Origin of the sequence: Mycobacterium sp. OTB74 (genome assembly GCF_029892685.1) — a bacterium.
Classification (GTDB): domain Bacteria; phylum Actinomycetota; class Actinomycetes; order Mycobacteriales; family Mycobacteriaceae; genus Mycobacterium.
This window is the reverse complement of record NZ_JARXVD010000027.1, coordinates 31,403-48,802: the sequence shown is the minus strand read 5'-3', so window position 1 is coordinate 48,802 and position 17,400 is coordinate 31,403. Positions and strand designations below refer to the sequence as shown.

The window sequence follows — 17,400 nt, the reverse complement described above, 5'->3', positions numbered from 1 at the left end:
TGGGTGAATGTGCCCGCCTCTGTGCGACAAATCCCCTGCTGCACAGAAGTTGTCGCACAGACGCGGGCGACTCGGGCTATTGCGATTTCGGCCCGCTGCGTGTCGCTGAGCGAGACGCAGCGCGCCCAAATCACCCGGTGACCGCGCGGTCCAATGCGGTCAGCGACTGCTCGATGAACGTCACGTCGAACGGCGGCATGCCACCGATCTGGTCGCGGAAAGATTGCGGGGTTCCGGTCCAGTCGTAGGTCAGGGTGACATCGGTGCCCGTCCCGTTAGGGGCCAGGTCGTAGCGCCACCACCAACCACCGGGTTGGTGCTCGCCCGACTCGGTCAGACTGCCGGTCGCCCACGCAATGGTCTTGTCCCGTTCGAATTCGGTCACCAGGTTGTGTGTCACGTAGTGGCCGCCCGCACGGGGGTAGAACATGTTCATGGCGAAAATCTGTCCGGCGGCGGTGATGGGCTTGGTGTCGACGGCGTCGCGCACCCAGTCGCCCGGCTCGGTGTCCTTGTGCCGGGCCGGGTCGGCCAGTATCGCGAATACCGCCGCAGGTGCCGCGGCAATGGTGCGGGTGGCGACATAGCGTTCGTCGGTCAACGAGTCACTGGTCATCGGTTCTCTCCGTTCGGTCCGTAGGCTCGTGCGATATCGGGAGAGCCGAGCCAGTTGGAGTACGTCGGCGACTTGGGCCAGCCCTCGGGCGAATCCTGCCACTGTTCCTGGCGGCCGTAAGGCAGGACGTCGATCAGCGGGAAGGTGTAGCTCAGCTGTTCGGTCCCCCGGCCGTTCGTATGCCACGTCCGGTACACCGTATTGCCTTCTCGCAGAAACACATTCACTGCAAATCCGCCGCCGGGTGGGGCGTCGACATCGGTTCCGAAGCTGCTGTCTGAGGACGAGTACCAGTCCATCTTGTTGCCCACCTTGGCCTTATAGGCCAGAGCTTCGTCGATGGGGCCATTGGTGACGATGACGAACCGGGCGTCGTAGCTGTCCAGGAAATCCAGCCGGGTGAACTGCGAGGTGTATCCGGTGCAGCCACCGCACTGCCATTCGGCGCCGTCGGTCCACATGTGGTTGTAGACGATCAACTGGGGCCGGCCGTCGAAGATGTCGGCCAGGCGGATCGGGCCGTCGGCGCCGATCAGTGTGTAGTCGGGCATTTGCACCATCGGTAACCGCCGACGCTGAGCGGCAATGGCATCGAGTTCTCTGGTCGCGGCTTTCTCACGACGGCGCAATTCGTCGAGGGCGGCGCGCCAGGTGTCGTTGTCGACGACTGGTGGCAGGGCGGGGGCGGTCTGCTGGGTCATTATTCCTCCTCAAAGGCGCTCGAGAGCCTCACATACGAGTAGACCGCTGCGGCCGACAGAATTCATCGCTGTCCGCGAATATTGGGGACTGCTCGTGGGTGATTGGCCCGCCATGGGGAGGTTCTCCGGTGCCGCCTGCGTGCTGTCGTACCCAGGACTGCGGCCCGTCAAACATCGAATATGACCGACGGAGTGTCCTGTGGGACGGCCGTATTTAACTTGTGTGGGGTAGATCGCAGTAATTGAAGTTTGGTGTTCGTCCGTGGCGGGAAGTCTTGGACTGCGTGGGGAAACGTTCTCCGTGCAGGACCAATCTGATCCAGCACCGGAAGGGGCAGACATGACCAAGAAGAAAAACACTGGACCTGAGGAAGCCGTCCGCGGCGTCGTCGAAGGCGTCAAGGGTAAGGCCAAGGAAGTCATCGGCACCGTGGCCGGTCGCGACGATCTGGTGCGAGAAGGCCAGGCCCAAGGAGACAAGGCGGACGCACAACGCGACGCGGCAAAGAAGGAAGCAGAAGCTGACGCGGCACGCACCGGTGCCCGACTTGCTGAGGAGCGCCAGCGAGCTGAACAGCGTCGTTGACAAAGCGCTGGCCTCAGGCCCAGTCCAGCGACATGCTGGACTGGGCCGTCTTCATCGAGAACATCGAATTCACGGCAATGCGGGATCGCCGAACCAGTAGCGCAGCGCTTCCTGCAAGCCACCTGCTGCAGTTTCGGCCGGCTCACCAACTTCTGCTGCCCAGGCAATGTGTGCATCGGGGCGGATCAGCATGGCATCGCACAACCGATCATCGGTTGCGGCACTGAGTATTTCGATGCGACGGCGCCACGGCGCGGCTACTTCCTGCAGGTCGCTGCTACCCGTGAGATCGACGAACACCGGCCGCGCCGATCGCATCACTTCGGGGATGTTGTCCGGCAGGTTCGCCGCCAATGTTCCCGCGAGAGCATGCTGTGGACCGCCGGGCATTGGGTAACGGACATCCGCGCCGGCGATCATCGCCCCGACCCGGTAGGCGGTCTGCGGGTCAGTCAGCAACTCGCCGAACACTTTTCGCAGCGCTTCAGCGGCCGGATCATGCCCGCGCCGCAGCGCCACCTGGGCCTGGGCATGCAGCAGCAGGCATTCGCCGGCGTAGTGGCGTTCATGGTGGTAGGTATCGAGCAGTCCGTCCGGTGCGGTGCCGTGCGTCGTTGCCGCGAGTTTCCAGGCCAAGTTCACGGCATCGAGCATCCCGGCCGACACCGCCACTCCGCCGGTCGGAATCTGGTGGGCTGCGTCTCCAGCCAGCATCACTCGGTCAGCCACATAACGATCGGCGTGCCGCGCCGCATAAGTGAAGCGGGTCAACCGTTTTGGCTCACCCAGCGGTATCTCTGCGCCGAGCACCCGGCGAATGCTGTTGCGAAGCTCCGCGAGCGTCATCGGCTCGTCATCGTCGTACTCACGGTCCGGCACCTCGCTGGTGTAGATGCCCAGTTGCCCTGGAGCGGACGACGCGATGGCGAACACCCCGCCCTCGGTCTGGGTGTAACCCCACCGCAGGCGGCCGTAGCCAGGGACGTCGTAGTCGCCGTCCTCGCGGACGGTGATTTCCTCGGGCATCGTGACGGTGGCCAGTCGATGGACCTCTGGATAGGTGATGCCGGGGAATTCGATGCCGGCCAGTTCCCGCACCCGGCTGCGCACTCCGTCGCACCCGATCACGTAGCGGGCGCTGACCTGGTACGGCCTGACCGGACCTTGGACGTCCAGGTGTACCGTGCTGTCGTCCTGGCTCAGTCCGGTCACCTCGTGGCCACGCCGGACCTCGATATCGAGGCCTCGAACATGTTCCTGCAGTAGGGCTTCCAGTTTCGGCTGCGGAATCCGCTGTACCCGCATGGGTGAGTCATCCAGCACGGTCAGGTCAACGTGGATGCCTCCGAACGGAAGTGAGGCTGTGACCGGCACACCCGCTACGGCCTCAAGCTCGTCCCCGAGCTTGCGGTAGCGCAGCAGATCCAGGATCCGACCACCGAGGCCGCCGGCCTTGGCGACTTCACGGATTTCGGGCAACCGTTCCAGTACCAGCGGATTGATCCCGGCAAGGCCGAGCTCGGCCGCGAGCATCAGGCCGGTTGGTCCGGCGCCCACGATGATCACATCGGTGTCTGTCATGTGTCCCCCTCAAGGCAGCTCAATATCAGTCACGTTGTGACCCAAGGATTCTGAGCTATACCCGGGGCCTTGCGGCAAGCCCCCGGGGTCGCGGTATCCTAAAAGTGGTGGTGGTGCACCCGGTTGGGCTCCGTGGACCTATCGTGAGGTGTACTGCGAGCCCGCGTCGCTGTGGTGAATAGTGCCGCCCGACAACGGATTACCCGCAGAGTGCGTGAAGGGGGACCCTCGCATCGTCCGCGAGTACGAACCGCTGATCGGATGGCCGGGCACCGGCGTTTCTGCTGCTGCACACCGCTATTCACCTCGCCGACAGCACGTTTTACGATATCTGCGCACCCTTGACGAAAAGGATCACCTGTGCTGAGGCGAACGAGACCTCCTGCTGCGCCGTGAGCCACGAACGCACCTTGGTCGCCGTTGCGGTGACCCTGCGTGCGAGAGGGTGCGTCTCAGGATTCGGTTAGTACGCCGGAGCTTGGGAGCGGCGCCGGTCAGTTCGCAAGGACACCGGACGGATCGTGCACGGTCACTTGCCTGCCGCGGGTCATCCCGGAATGGTCGGGGAGGTCGCGGATGAGTCGGGTGGCCACCGTGGTGACAGCGGTGACGTCGGCGAGATCCAGCACCAATCTTGTGCCCGCACCTTCGGTGAGTGCTTCCGCTGCGGCGTAGACGATCTGTTCGGCAGCAACGAAATCGATCGTGCCGCGCAGGTGGAGGGTGATCGCGCCGTCACCGTCGTTCGTCGTAATCCTCGCGACCGGCGATGCCGGCCGTGCGGGGTGGTTGAACAGGTGCAGCCCGAACTCCTCGGCGAGAGCGCGAAGGGCCACTACGCCGCGGCTGCTGTTTCCTGCGATATCCAGCGGCGGACTGTAGACGCCGATGCCGTACTCGCCCGGGGCGACAGCGACGATACCGCCGCCGACACCGGACTTCGCGGGCATGCCGACGTCGAACAGCCACTGCCCCGAGCGGTCGTACATGCCACAGCTCGACATCAGCGACAGCACCTGCCGGGCGACTATCGGTGAGACCACCTGGCGCCCGGTGATGGGGTTCTGGCCGTGGTTGGCGAGTGTGGCGCCCATGACGGCCAGATCGGTGCAGTCGACCATTAGCGCACACTGCCGGAAGTACGGTTCGATGGCGGCGTCCACGTCGCTGTCGAGCACCCCGTAAGAACGTGCGAGCATAGCGAGCGCCCGGTTGCGGTCGCCTGTGGCCGACTCGGACGCATAGACCGCCTCGTTGACGTCCAGCTCCCGGCCGGCGAACGACGACAGACCGGCCAGGATCTGCTCGAACCGTTCCTCACTACTCGCGGCGGGGATGAGGGAGGTGGTGACCACGGCACCGGCATTGATGAGCGGGTTCGCGGGACGGTTTCGCTCATCGAAGCTGATCGCATTGAACGGCTCCCCGCTAGGCTCCACCCCGACGTGACGCAGGACCGCCTCGAACCCATGGACGGAGAGCGCAAGCGCATACACGAACGCCTTCGAGATCGACTGGATTGTAAATAAGCTGCTCGAATCGCCCGCGTTATAGACGTGGCCGGAGACCGAGGTCGCCGCGATTGCGAACTCCTCAGGGTCGGCCTTCGCAAGCTCCGGGATATAGTCCGCGACTTGGCCATCCAGCCGCAGCGTTCGCACCTTTGCGATGACCGTCTCGAAAGCGCGGGTGACGGGATCGACCGCCGCTGCTTTCGGCTTTTGGGCCGTTGCTCGCGGGGATAGGCGGGCCATGTGTGTCATCGTGCCAGGGCGCTGGGTCGCCCGCGGGGAGTTCCCCAGGCGACCGGACCGAAGGCAATCAAGGGCGGTCCCGAACCGGCGCGAGCCGGTCTGCGTCTGGATCGGGATGCAGAAGGCGGCGAGCGATACCGGTTTGTCGAGCTGGGGATTTGCCGGCTGGCGTGGGGCGGCAGCGGGGTGGGGGTGCGACGCATCGTCGGACGGCCTGATCAAAATGAGCTGACCGACTCGGTCGGTCAGCTCTTTCCGAACTCAGTCTTTGGGGCCGCGCACGACGTGAACAGCGACCGTCGCGAGCACTACTCATGGGCCTAAGCTGCCAACCAGCCCCGAACAGGCTGGCGGTCAGCGTGCCGAACCTTGCTATTGTTCCGAAGCGATCAGCATCCCGGGGAGGTACGAAGCATGGAGCCAGCGCAGGAACTGACATTTAGTCAGACGGTCAAAGTGGGATTCCAGGCCGCAAAAATGTTCGCCCGCAATCCGAAGGCGTTGGTCGCCGTGGTGAAGTATCAACTCGCACAGCGCAAGCAGGCGCCAGGTCCGTCCGACCCCGTTCCAGATCCCGAAACGGCTGGCTAAGACACGCAATGAGGCCGCCTAAAGGTTCTTCGTATTTGAATTCGGCGGTTCTATCATTTACTGAAGGCGGGGATTCTCATTGTCGTTGCGGCAGTGATGGCTCTTTGCGGCGCTAGCTGCGGCTGTGGTCTGGCTGCGGCTGTGGTCTGGCTGCGGCGTGACCGTTCGCCCGCCGCCGAATGTCGGCGCGCGCCTTTGCTATTCGATTAGAGACCTATCGCCAGGTTTGGCCGCGATATACACCGTAAATCGGCAAGCCATACGGATACCAGGGGCCCGTCGGGCCGTGGTGGGGATGCTAGGTAGGCGTGACGGGCGCATTCGAAAACGTTGGGAAGCTGATTTCCTTGGGGCGCGGCCTCGAATCTGATTCGTGCCGTCGTGCCGTCGTGGCGTGGGGGCAGTGTTCTCGCGCGTGCGTGCGCGATTCGATCCCCAATTCGGCTATTTTTATTAAATGCGGTGTAGTCAGTAGTGGGTGCCGAGCCCGCGCCGACGCCTCGTCGTCAGACAAAATGACCACGATGATCTTGTCGGCGTCGCAGGTGGTGGAGTACTACACGAACCTCGTACCATTATTTATTTCGGCGCTACGGTCGTCGTGCATGTCGCGATGCTGTCTCGCAACCGGTGGAAGAAATCGGGCCGCCCCGGTCTGGTGTCTTTGGGGCTTGTCTTTTCCGACGGCCACGTGCGCGCAGACTCGACCCGCAGGAAGTCTTCGAGAGACTTGCGATGCGGGCCGTCGAGCTCGTCACAGAAGTATCTCTGCAGACGGCGCAACGTGCCTTTGCGAATGTCTTCCTCCGCGAAGTGCCAGAAGTCAGCCACGCCAAGCAATTCAATGAATGCTGGCACCGTAAAGTCGGTCGGGGCAGGCGACGTGAGCTTGAACATCGTCATGAAACCTTCGGCGTAACCGCGCACCTCTAAGCCGGCGTTGTTGATCAGTCCACCAGGGGTCGCGCTGCCTGCGCGCACCATTTTTGCCGCATTGGCGGCGTCGTCCCCGGCATGGCTCATCTCGTGACGCAAGATGCCCAGTGACACGGTTTTGTCGGGCACAAAGGCGCTGCGCGACAGCACGATCGCCAGCGACTGATGCGCCCCCGGCCGCCACGGGCCGGCAGGAAACTCGCCGGTCGCGTCATCGACGAAACCGGTGGTGGCCTGGGCGCTTCCCCACGTGGCCCATGTGAAATTGACGCCCTTTCGTGTGCCCGTGCAGTGCTTGTCTCTGTCGCAATCGACGTAATGGACTTCGTGCGAACTCGTCACCAGATCCGCCTGGGCCAGCGTCGCCAGGTCGGTGCAGAGGATCGAGTAGTAGAGGGTGGCCGCCTCTAGGTCGGCTCGGTTGAACGCGTTCTGCGCCGCGTTGAGCAGAAACCGCCAGCGTTCCGCGCTGAGGAATGTGCCGGCACCATACACATCGTCGATGTGCTGGGCCGCGGGGCCGCTGTCGGCTGGCTTGGCCGGCTTGCGTTGTACGGGTATGGCAACACGATGCGGCGACAAATCTTGTTGTACAACGTGGGCCAACTCGTGCGCGAGCAGCCGTCGGCCGGCGCTTGTATGCGGTTCGTATTGATTGGCGCCGAACACCACGTGGCTACCGCTGGTGTATGCGCAGGCGCGCAGGGCGCCTGCCGACGCGTTCGCTTGCGCTCCGGTATGCACTCTCACGTGGCTGAAGTTGTGTCCGAAGCGCGCTTCCATGAATTCGCGGGAACCGGCATCGAGCGGCTGGCCCTCGGTGCGCAAGCTGTCATTGACCATTCTCGACGCGGCGACCGTCGGACGTGTGTCCGCGCGATGGCGCGCACCAGATGTGTGCTGGATTGTCGGTGGGGCGGGGTTGACGCGAGCACTGTGTGAGCCCACCGCAGATCCGTCGTCAGGTTGCCCATCAGCGGCACGCATTACCTCCTCGGCGACCCGATCGGCTTGCTGCTCGTGCGACTCACCGACGCGTCCGACCTCGACGCTGCCCCGAACAGTTGACCGCTCCTGACAGCGAGGGCAACTCCCGGCGCAGACGCCGTGCCGATCTGTTATGGAGGCCGTCGCCGGACCGGATGTGGGCGCTGGCAGGTCTGCGTTGAGCGCCGTTTGATCGGTCACACGCATCGCGAAAGTGTCTCGTTCGCAGTGGCTTTGATGCTTGTTAGCAACCCGCGTTCGCGCGAGCTGAGGCAGAGAAGCGCGGCGGTCGGCGTCGACTATCAGAGTGCGGAACTCGTTCAGCACCAAAAGCGGTGAGCCCGCGACCGCTACCTGTGAGGGGCGCACGCATGTCTGACCGCCTTGCCGGGACATCGCCCGGGATGCCGACCGCGCCGCGGTGGTGGTATTACGCGTGTTCACCACCCGCCGCCCGGCATCTACGACCGACATCACGACGCCGGTGTACGCCCGCCGCGTCACCAATCCATCACACCAGCTGTGAGTGCGGTGTGGCTTCGGTGGACATCGCGCCAACTGGCCCGCCCTCTGGGACGCGCCGCATATTCTGCGATTCGGTCGTGCGCGGTGCCAAGCTTTTTCAGCACAGAAGTGTGCGAAGTTCGTCGGCTGAGGCGTGCATCAGATTGAGAAGCCGACGGTGGTGCTGAACGAAGTAGACTGCCCAATGCTCCGACCATTCGCGTCCCATGAGGGTGGTGACCTCTTCCATGGGAACCGGTTGCCACCAGGCGTCGTGGACGTTCTTGCGGCTGGTATTACCGGAATGGATCCGTGCCACGCAGAACGGCGGTGCCGGAAAATGTTCGCGCAAATGTCGCGGTCCGCTGTACCGCTGAACCGGTGACGGTGATCGGCCGCGACAGCTATGCGCCCGCCGGCTATGCAACAGTGCAGTTCCTCAACGGTTAAAGATCAATGTGACTGGTGAACAAGTGATTTCGGCACCGGGCGCCCAGCAATTGGTGATCGCATCAGACCCCGGCGTCGCAACCGTCACGGTCACCGTGAGCGGCACGCCATCGACGGCGGCTGTGTCCGAGCAGTGAACGGCGGACGTAATCGATCCTCTCCGCTAGTTGCGGCGGCCGATCGGGCGGCAGAAAGGATGCGGCCGCCACATGCGTGCGACCAACAACAGAGGGATCACGATATAAGGCACGTTGTACAACAACACCTTCGGGACATCGGTGAACGTGTAGTCAAAGCCGGTGTAGGCGGCGCCGCAGACCATCTTGAACAACGGCGCATCACCCGCAATTCCAACAACGAGCACGAGAAACGTCGTCTGCACAACCATTCCGGCGTAAAAAATCGACGGCAGCCGAATCCAGTCACGTCCTTTGACGAAGGCGTAGATCAGCACGAGGTAAAACGAGCCGAAGACTAGCGCAGAGACCCCCGCGCCCGCCTGCAGAAAGCGGGGATTGGCAATCAGGAGTGGATCGGCGCCCTCGGCGTAAACACGGTAGACCAGCCGGGCCATCAGGTATGGCGAGTCCGGATCCGGTCGCATGAGCAAGTTGACTAAGTCGCCGCAGAAAGATGTCGACGCGAACAGGACAAACGCGGCGATAAACAGCCAGTCGTAGCGCCGTTCGCTAAGCGGCAGGGGCGCTTGATTGGGCGCGATAGCACCGTCGGACGCAGGTGAAGAAACTGTCACGAGCTGATGCTAGAACGTAAACAGCGACGCATTGGCAGTTTTACTGCAACCCTTGCCGTAAATCTTACAGTTGGGGCGTATGTTTGGATGAAGTGCGAGCCGGTCAGCGCCACTGCTCTCGGGGTAGCACCACATAGCTCGCTTCGCCCTTTCCGAACGACCAGTCTTGGCGCTGGTTTTCAATCAACGCGACGGCGAGATCTTCGGGGCGAAGCCCTACGGCTCCGGTAAGCAACTCGGCCAGTCGTGCGTAGAACGCCTGCTTCGCTTCTGCGGTACGCCCCGTGGACAGTGTGACCTCGACGAGCACGAAGCGGTCGGTTCGTTCGATGTCGAGATAGGAACGATCGAAATCGAAGTCAGCGGGCGAGTGAGTGGTGATGATTTGGAAACGGTCTCGTTCAGGGACATTGAGGGTGTCGATCATCGCGCGTTGGACACAGTCCCCGATGGCCTTGCGCTCTTCGGCGGTGTACGTGGCAAGCAGATCGATCCGTACCAGTGGCATGACAACACTCCAAAGTGTCGTGGGTTCGACATCTTCTGCCGGTGGCAGGTCAGTCCCACTAGCTTGCAACTGCTGCCAACCGCCGGATGTTCCTGACTGGCGGCCATCCGACAAGCCGTGTGTATCTAGACATCGCCGATCAGGGTGACCACGGCTTACCTGTCAGATGCCTTCGCATGCAATCGCATTGTCGGGGCGCGATACGCCTGAATGTTGCAGTCGTCGATCGCCAAAGGCCGCCGTGAGACCTCTCACCGCACGCATCGGATCGGAATCACGAAGAGTGAACCGACGAGTACCAGTGCACTCGCGACCAGAAACAATGTCGGATAACCGAATTCATTGATCAGAAATGCGGCGAATGGGGCCGCCAGGACCTGTGGCGCTGTCATCGCGATGTGGATGGTGCCCAGATCCCGGCCGGCGTCGTTGTGGGTGGGCAGTACCTGGATCACCAGCGCATGGTCTACGGCGAAGTATCCGCCGAAGCCGAGCGCACCGATGGCACCTGCGACAAGTTGGGTGTGCCAGATCGGCGAAAATGCAGGCAGCGTAAGGGCAATGGAGACCAGCAGTGCCGATACCGTGACAAAGATCTTGCGTCGCCCAAGGCGATCGGCCAGCGGTCCGACGATGGCGCCACCCAGCAGGAACCCCATCATTTCGACGACGGCCAGGGTCGCAAGGGCATCGGTCGGGTGCATGCCGGCGGGCAGTTTGAGGTAGTCCGTCAAGATGTACAGCGCGAGGGCGGCGGCGGTCGAATAGCCGAAGATGATCATGGCCCGGACGGCAAAGAAGTATCGATAGTCCGGGGTTCGGAACATCGCGAACATTGCGTTGATCTCACGAGCGGCTCGGGACGCTAGGGAAGCGGTGTTGGCATGGGCGGGTTGGTTACCGTCCGGTGGCCCCAGCTGTTCTCGCGCGACTCGGGCCAGCGGTAGCGAGACGATAAGCACGGCAACGCCGAAGGCGATGTAGGCGAAGGTCATTGCGTGCGTGGCTCGCGCACCAAGGATGGCGCCTATAGCACCGCCCAACGGGATGGTGGCCGAGTTGATCGTGCCGGCCAGCCCGAGCTGGCGCACCGGGACGCGGTCAGCGACGACGGCCGACACGATGCACATCCCGATGTTGACCGTGCCGTGCACCAGGAACCAGCACAACGCCAGCCAGCCCAATGAGGTCTGCATGCCGAGCAAGATGAACGCCACGCTCGACGTCACACCCCCGGCCAGGATCCACGGTGTGCGCCGGCCCCACCGGCTACGGGTGCGATCAGACAGGGCTCCCACAATCGGCGGGACCCCGGCGGCGGCGATCGCACCGACCGCCCCGAGGAATCCGATGACACTGACCTTGCCCAACGGATCTGTCGCCGCAACCTGGGTGGGCAGAAGTACCGATGCTGCCGCGCTGATTACCGCAAAGCCGGTCACGTTGAACAGAAAGGTCGCGGCCAGGAGGGTAATGAGTCGCCGACGCGAGACCCGGGCCGCAGCTGCATCGGTGGTGGCGTCGATTAACTGCACGTCTCACCTCTCGCGGTTATCAGGCGGCATGGTGCTGCGCTGGTTTCGTCTACGTCAATTAATAGCGGAGCGTCAAGCGTTGCTGGCGCGCACCCGCCATCAGGCGCGTAGCAATCGAACAAAGTTTCGAATACGCTGAAGCGATGGGTTGGCACAACGGGCCGCCGAGCTGGGCGGAGATGCAGCGGGTGCTGTCCGGCAAGCCGCGGGTTGCCGGTGCATCTCCTGAGGCGCCGGCTGATGGCGGCGACAGTCCGGCCTGGTCGCGCAAGCGAGGCAACTATCGGCCGGTGGACCGCCCGGCCCGGCCGGCCACCTCGGTTCCGTATGCCGAGTTGCACACCCACTCCGCATATAGCTTTCTGGACGGCGCCAGCACCCCGGAGGAGCTGGTGGAGGAGGCTGTCCGGCTGGACTTGCGGGCCATCGCGCTGACCGACCATGACGGGCTCTATGGCGTCGTCCGGTTCGCCGAAGCTGCCAAAGAGCTCAACATGGCGACGGTTTTCGGTGCCGAACTGTCGCTGGGGAACGTAGCCCGGACCGAGCTTCCGGATCCACCCGGCCCGCATCTGCTGGTCTTGGCCCGCGGGCCCGAGGGATACCGGCGATTGTCCAGGGAACTTGCCAGGGCGCACCTGGCCGGCGGTCAGAAGGGGGTGCTGAGCTACGACCTGAATGTCCTCACCGAGGCGGCCGGCGGCCATTGGCAGATTCTCACCGGTTGCCGCAAAGGTCATGTGCGGCAGGCATTGTCGTCGGGTGGTGTGGAGGCCGCGGATAAGGCGTTGGCCGACTTGGTGGACCGGTTCGGCGCCAGTCGGGTCAGTGTCGAGCTGACCCAGCACGGGCACCCGCTCGATGACGAGCGCAATGCCATGCTGGCTGCGCTGGCACCGCGGTTCGGCTTGGACGTCATCGCCACCACCGCAGCGCATTTCGCGCAGCCGTCCCGTGGGCGGCTGGCCATGGCGATGGGCGCGATCAGGGCCAGAAACTCGATGGACGAGGCCGAGGGGTGGCTGGCCCCGCTCGGTGGAGTGCACCTGCGGTCGGGTACTGAGATGTCCCGGATGTTCGCGCACCATCCGGGCGCGGTGTCGGCCGCCGCTGAGTTGGGGGAGCAGTGTGCATTCGAATTGCGTTTGATTGCGCCACAGTTGCCACCGTTCGACGTGCCGATCGGGCATACCGAGAGCAGTTGGCTGCGTGAGTTGGTGGCTTCCGGGGCGGCGTGTCGATACGGGCCGAAGGCAGGCGCGGAGAAGGCATACGCGCAGATTGAACATGAACTGAAAGTCATTGAGCAACTAAACTTCCCAGGCTATTTCCTGGTGGTACACGACATCACCGAGTTCTGCCGGCGCAGCAATATCCTGTGCCAGGGCCGGGGTTCGGCGGCCAACTCGGCGGTCTGCTACGCCCTGGGCATCACCAACGTTGACCCGGTCGCCAACGAGTTGCTGTTCGAACGGTTCTTGTCCCCGGCCCGTGACGGCCCACCGGACATCGATATCGACATCGAATCGGACCTGCGCGAGCAGGTCATCCAGCATGTCTACGCCAAATACGGCCGTGACTACGCGGCGCAGGTGGCCAACGTCATTACCTACCGCGGCCGCAGTGCAGTGCGGGATATGGCTCGGGCCCTTGGCTTTTCGCAGGGGCAGCAGGACGCCTGGAGCAAACAGATCAGCAGGTGGAACGGAATGTCGCCCGACGACCCGGATGTTCAAGACATTCCCGAGCAGGTGATCGACCTTGCGCTGCAGATCAGAAATCTCCCGCGCCACATGGGAATTCACTCCGGTGGCATGGTGATCTGCGACCGGCCGATCGCCGATGTGTGCCCGGTCGAGTGGGCGCGGATGGAAAACCGCAGCGTGCTGCAATGGGATAAAGATGACTGTGCGGCAATCGGTTTGGTGAAGTTCGACCTGCTGGGCCTGGGCATGCTCTCGGCCCTGCACTACATGATCGATCTGTCCAAAGAGCACAAGGGCATCGAGGTGGAGCTGGCCAAGCTGGACCTGTCCGAACCCGCGGTGTACGAGATGCTGCAGCGGGCTGACTCAGTCGGGGTGTTTCAGGTCGAATCCCGGGCGCAGATGGCCACCCTGCCCCGGCTGAAACCCAAAAAGTTCTACGACCTGGTGGTCGAGGTGGCGCTGATCCGACCGGGACCGATTCAGGGCGGTTCGGTACACCCGTACATCCGGCGGCACAATGGGCTGGAAAAGCCGGACTGTGAACATGATTCGATGAAGCCGGCGTTGGATAGGACGCTGGGGGTGCCGCTGTTTCAGGAACAGCTCATGCAATTGGCCGTGGACTGTGCGGGCTTCACCCCGGCCGAAGCCGACCAGCTGCGCCGGGCCATGGGCTCCAAACGATCGACCGAACGGATGCAACGGCTGCGCGGTCGGTTCTACGACGGCATGCGCGAATTGCACGGGATCACCGGGAACACCGCCGACCGGATCTACGAAAAGCTCGAAGCCTTCGCCAATTTCGGCTTTCCGGAGAGTCACGCGCTGAGCTTTGCGTCGCTGGTGTTCTCCTCGTCGTGGTTCAAGCTGCACCACCCCGCGGTGTTCTGTGCGGCGCTGCTGCGGGCTCAGCCGATGGGCTTCTACTCGCCGCAGTCACTGGTGGCCGATGCCCGTCGGCACGGGGTGCTGGTGCACGGGCCGGATGTGAATGCCAGCCTGTCATACGCGACATGCGAGAACCGTGGCACCGAGGTGCGATTGGGTTTGGGGGCGGTCCGACACATCGGTGACGAGTTGGCGCAGCGCATCGTCGACGAGCGAGAAGTCAACGGGCCGTACGCTTCCCTGCTCGATCTGACGGCAAGGGTGCAACTGTCGGTGCCGCAGACCGAGGCGCTGGCGACTTCCGGTGCGCTGGGTTGTTTTGCGATCAGCCGGCGAGAAGGTCTGTGGGCTGCGGGGGCTGCGGCCACCGAGCGGCCGGATCGGCTGCCCGGCGTCGGGTCGTCGTCGACCATCCCGGAGCTGCCCGGCATGAGCGAGCTGGAACTGGCCGCCGCTGACGTGTGGGCCACCGGGGTGTCCCCGGACAGTTACCCGACCCAGTTCTTGCGGGCCGACCTCGATGCGCTGAATGTGGTGCCCGCTTGCCGGTTGTTGGAGGTGCCGGACGGTACCCGGATTCTGGTGGCCGGTGCGGTCACCCATCGGCAGCGACCGGCCACGGCGCAGGGGGTGACATTCGTCAACCTGGAAGACGAGACCGGCATGGTCAACGTGTTGTGCGCACCGGGGGTATGGGCCAGGTATCGACGGTTGGCTCAGAGTGCCCCGGCGCTGCTGGTGCGGGGCATCGTGCAGAACGCCAGTGGTGCGGCGACGGTGCTGGCGGATCGGATGGGTCGGCTGGACCTGCGGGTGACGGCCAAGTCGCGGGACTTCCGGTGAGCCTGTGCATCGCGTGAGCGCCGGACAGTATGGGCGATTTTGCCGACCTCGTTGACATATGGAGGGATTTGTAAAACCCTCTTTTATAGTCCCGTAGTGTTAGCCGTGACCGCTGGTACCGCATCACCGCACAGGGTCCTGATCGGGAGAGAAGAACATGCCCGCACCATCAGCATCGGTTTTCGACCGCCTGCGCCAACTGGCTGCCATCGAGGACGTCGACGCCCGTCCGATGCGGACCATCGACGAAGTCTTCACCGGCAAGCCACTCGCCACGATCCCGGTCGCCAATGCCGCTGACACCGAAGCGGCCTTCGCCAAAGCTCGTGCTGCACAGAAAGATTGGTCATCACGCTCGGTATCCGACCGGGTCGACGTGATCGCCCGATACCGGGACCTGGTCATCGAGAACCGCGAATTCCTGATGGACCTGTTGCAGGCCGAGGCCGGAAAGGCGCGCTGGGCCGCCCAGGAAGAGCTGATCGACCTCATCGCCAACGCCGACTACTACGTCAAGGTCGCCGGCAAGCTGCTCAAGCCCCATCGGGTGCGGCCGTTGCTGCCTGCCATCAGCCGGACTTCGGTCAGTTACCAGCCCAAGGGCGTCGTCGGCGTCATCTCCCCGTGGAACTACCCGATGACCCTGACGGTGTCCGATGCCGTTCCGGCGCTTCTCGCGGGTAACGCCGTGGTGATCAAACCGGACAGCCAGACTCCGTACTGCGCGCTGGCCTGTGCCGAGCTGTTGTATCGGGCCGGCCTGCCGCGGGCGCTCTACGCCGTGGTACCCGGACCGGGTTCGGTGGTCGGCAATGCGATCGCCGAGAACTGCGATTACTTGATGTTCACCGGCTCATCGGCTACCGGCAGCCAGCTCGCCGAACAAGCCGGTCGTCGGCTCATCGGTTTCTCTGCCGAACTCGGTGGCAAGAACGCCATGATCATCACGCGCGATGCCAACCTGGAGAAGGCCGCCACAGCGGCTATCAGGGCCTGCTTCTCCAACGCCGGTCAGCTGTGCATCTCCATCGAGCGGATCTACGTCGAGCAGGCCGTCGCAGACCAGTTCACCGCCACGTTCGGCGAGGCAGTGCGCAACATGAAGCTCGGCACCGCCTATGACATGACCGTCGACATGGGCAGCCTGATTTCCGAGGGGCAGCTCAAGACCGTTTCCGGCCACGTCGACGACGCCAAGGTCAAGGGCGCCGCGGTGATCGCCGGCGGTAGCGCGCGTCCGGATATCGGGCCGCTGTTCTACGAACCGACGGTGCTCACCGGCGTCACCACCGAGATGGAGTGCGCGGCCAATGAGACATTCGGTCCGCTGGTGTCCATCTACCCGGTGGCCGACGTCAACGAGGCGATCGCCAAGGCCAACGACACCAAGTACGGCCTCAATGCCAGCGTGTGGGCCGGCTCGTCGGCCAAGGGCGAGCAGATCGCAGCCCGGCTGCGGTCCGGGACTGTCAACGTCAACGAGGGCTACGCGCTGGCCTGGGGCAGCCTCGGTGCCCCGATGGGCGGTATGGGCATCTCGGGCGTAGGCCGTCGTCATGGTGCGGAGGGCCTGCTCAAGTACACCGAGTCGCAGACCATCGCCAGTGCGCGCGTGTTCAACCTGGACCCGCCGTTCGGCATCCCGACCGCGCAGTGGCGCAAGTCGTTGATCCCGATCGTGCGCGCGGTGATGAAGCTGCCCGGCAGCTGAGCTGGCCCCGCAGCCGTCGAAAGTTGTTGTCGCCGTGCGGAATATCCCGTACGGCGGGCGATATCTGAATCGGTCCACGGGTGAGCGGTAGTCTGCGGCCATGAACCTGAATCTCACCGCCGACGAAGTGTTGAACTCGACGCGATCGGTCCGTAAGCGTCTGGACTTCGACAAGCCGGTGTCGCGTGAGGTGCTGATGGAGTGCCTCGATCTCGCACTGCAGGCGCCCACCGGCTCCAACGCCCAGGGCTGGCAGTTCGTGTTCATCACCGACCCGGACAAGAAAAAAGCGTTGGCTGACATCTATCGCAGCAACGCCGCGCCGTACCTGGCCATGGAGAAGCCCGAGCGTGGCGATATTCGCGACGAGCAGATGGGCGCCGTGATGGATTCGGCCGTCTACCTGATGGAGAACATGGAGAAGGCTCCGGTTCTGATGGTCCCGTGTCTGGAGGGACGTCCCGACGGTGCGGATGCGGGTCTGCAGGCGTCGTACTGGGGTTCGCTGCTGCCGGCGGTGTGGAGCTTCATGCTGGCGCTGCGCTCCCGTGGGCTCGGTTCGGCGTGGACCACGCTGCACCTGGTCGGCAAGGGGGAGAAGCAGGCCGCTGAGGTGCTGGGCATCCCGTTCGGTGAGTTCGCCCAGGGCGGGCTGTTCCCGATCGCTTACACCAAGGGCACCGATTTCAAGAAGGCCCGGCGGTTGCCGGCCGAGCAGTTCACCCACTGGAACACCTGGTGAGCGC

Annotated in this window: 15 protein-coding genes; 7 read left to right on the top strand and 8 right to left on the bottom strand. The window is 63.7% G+C overall.

What is annotated here, in order from left to right:
* Nucleotides 1-130 precede the first annotated feature (130 nt).
* Nucleotides 131-616 carry an ATPase gene (locus M2432_RS25730; RefSeq protein WP_280829679.1) on the bottom strand — a complete coding sequence of 162 codons (486 nt, stop codon included), beginning with the start codon at nt 614-616 and terminating at the stop codon, nt 131-133.
* A complete protein-coding gene (locus tag M2432_RS25725; RefSeq protein ID WP_280829678.1) occupies nt 613-1,317 on the bottom strand; it encodes a DUF899 family protein in 705 nt (234 codons plus the stop codon). Before M2432_RS25725 ends, M2432_RS25730 begins: the two co-directional genes overlap by 4 nt.
* A gap of 340 nt (nt 1,318-1,657) precedes the next feature.
* On the opposite strand from M2432_RS25725, the gene M2432_RS25720 reads away from it, so the two are divergent.
* Complete coding sequence (locus M2432_RS25720; RefSeq protein WP_280829677.1) at nt 1,658-1,903, top strand: CsbD family protein; 246 nt, start codon at nt 1,658-1,660, stop codon at nt 1,901-1,903.
* 69 nt (nt 1,904-1,972) lie between these two features.
* On the opposite strand, the gene M2432_RS25715 is transcribed toward M2432_RS25720, so the two are convergent.
* Complete coding sequence (locus M2432_RS25715) at nt 1,973-3,484, bottom strand: FAD-dependent monooxygenase (RefSeq protein ID WP_280829676.1); 1,512 nt, start codon at nt 3,482-3,484, stop codon at nt 1,973-1,975.
* A gap of 494 nt (nt 3,485-3,978) precedes the next feature.
* The gene (glsA, locus tag M2432_RS25710; RefSeq protein WP_280829675.1) at nt 3,979-5,238 is read right to left on the bottom strand and encodes a glutaminase A; all 1,260 of its coding nucleotides are present in this window, start codon (nt 5,236-5,238) and stop codon (nt 3,979-3,981) included.
* A 414-nt stretch (nt 5,239-5,652) separates the two neighbouring features.
* Between glsA and M2432_RS25705 the strand changes: the two genes are divergently transcribed.
* Entirely contained in the window at nt 5,653-5,829 is a 177-nt protein-coding gene (locus M2432_RS25705; protein ID WP_280829674.1) for a hypothetical protein, read from the top strand.
* 579 nt (nt 5,830-6,408) lie between these two features.
* Here the strand turns inward: M2432_RS25705 and M2432_RS25700 are convergent.
* Complete coding sequence (locus M2432_RS25700) at nt 6,409-7,608, bottom strand: DUF4157 domain-containing protein (protein WP_280829673.1); 1,200 nt, start codon at nt 7,606-7,608, stop codon at nt 6,409-6,411.
* 960 nt (nt 7,609-8,568) lie between these two features.
* Between M2432_RS25700 and M2432_RS25695 the strand changes: the two genes are divergently transcribed.
* A complete protein-coding gene (locus M2432_RS25695) occupies nt 8,569-8,706 on the top strand; it encodes a hypothetical protein (RefSeq protein WP_280829672.1) in 138 nt (45 codons plus the stop codon).
* 8 nt (nt 8,707-8,714) lie between these two features.
* Complete coding sequence (locus M2432_RS25690; protein WP_280829671.1) at nt 8,715-8,843, top strand: hypothetical protein; 129 nt, start codon at nt 8,715-8,717, stop codon at nt 8,841-8,843.
* Nucleotides 8,844-8,869: 26 nt separating this feature from the next.
* Here the strand turns inward: M2432_RS25690 and M2432_RS25685 are convergent, their stop codons facing one another.
* The 3 genes from M2432_RS25685 to M2432_RS25675 all read right to left on the bottom strand — a co-directional run bounded on the left by M2432_RS25685 (nt 8,870) and on the right by M2432_RS25675 (nt 11,503).
* A complete protein-coding gene (locus M2432_RS25685; protein WP_280829670.1) occupies nt 8,870-9,460 on the bottom strand; it encodes an emopamil-binding family protein in 591 nt (196 codons plus the stop codon).
* Nucleotides 9,461-9,563: 103 nt separating this feature from the next.
* Nucleotides 9,564-10,082, bottom strand: coding sequence for a tautomerase family protein (locus M2432_RS25680; RefSeq protein WP_280829669.1), 519 nt, complete (start codon nt 10,080-10,082; stop codon nt 9,564-9,566).
* Between the two features lie 137 nt (nt 10,083-10,219).
* Entirely contained in the window at nt 10,220-11,503 is a 1,284-nt protein-coding gene (locus M2432_RS25675) for an MFS transporter (RefSeq protein WP_280829668.1), read from the bottom strand.
* 143 nt (nt 11,504-11,646) lie between these two features.
* Between M2432_RS25675 and M2432_RS25670 the strand changes: the two genes are divergently transcribed.
* The 3 genes from M2432_RS25670 to M2432_RS25660 all read left to right on the top strand — a co-directional run bounded on the left by M2432_RS25670 (nt 11,647) and on the right by M2432_RS25660 (nt 17,396).
* Nucleotides 11,647-14,943: an error-prone DNA polymerase gene (locus M2432_RS25670; RefSeq protein WP_280829667.1), complete on the top strand. Its 3,297-nt coding sequence runs from the start codon at nt 11,647-11,649 to the stop codon at nt 14,941-14,943.
* A 157-nt stretch (nt 14,944-15,100) separates the two neighbouring features.
* Nucleotides 15,101-16,654, top strand: coding sequence for a succinic semialdehyde dehydrogenase (locus M2432_RS25665; protein WP_280829666.1), 1,554 nt, complete (start codon nt 15,101-15,103; stop codon nt 16,652-16,654).
* 100 nt (nt 16,655-16,754) lie between these two features.
* Nucleotides 16,755-17,396 (top strand): nitroreductase family protein, encoded by a 642-nt coding sequence (locus M2432_RS25660; protein WP_280829665.1) that lies wholly within the window; start codon nt 16,755-16,757, stop codon nt 17,394-17,396.
* Nucleotides 17,397-17,400: the final 4 nt, after the last annotated feature.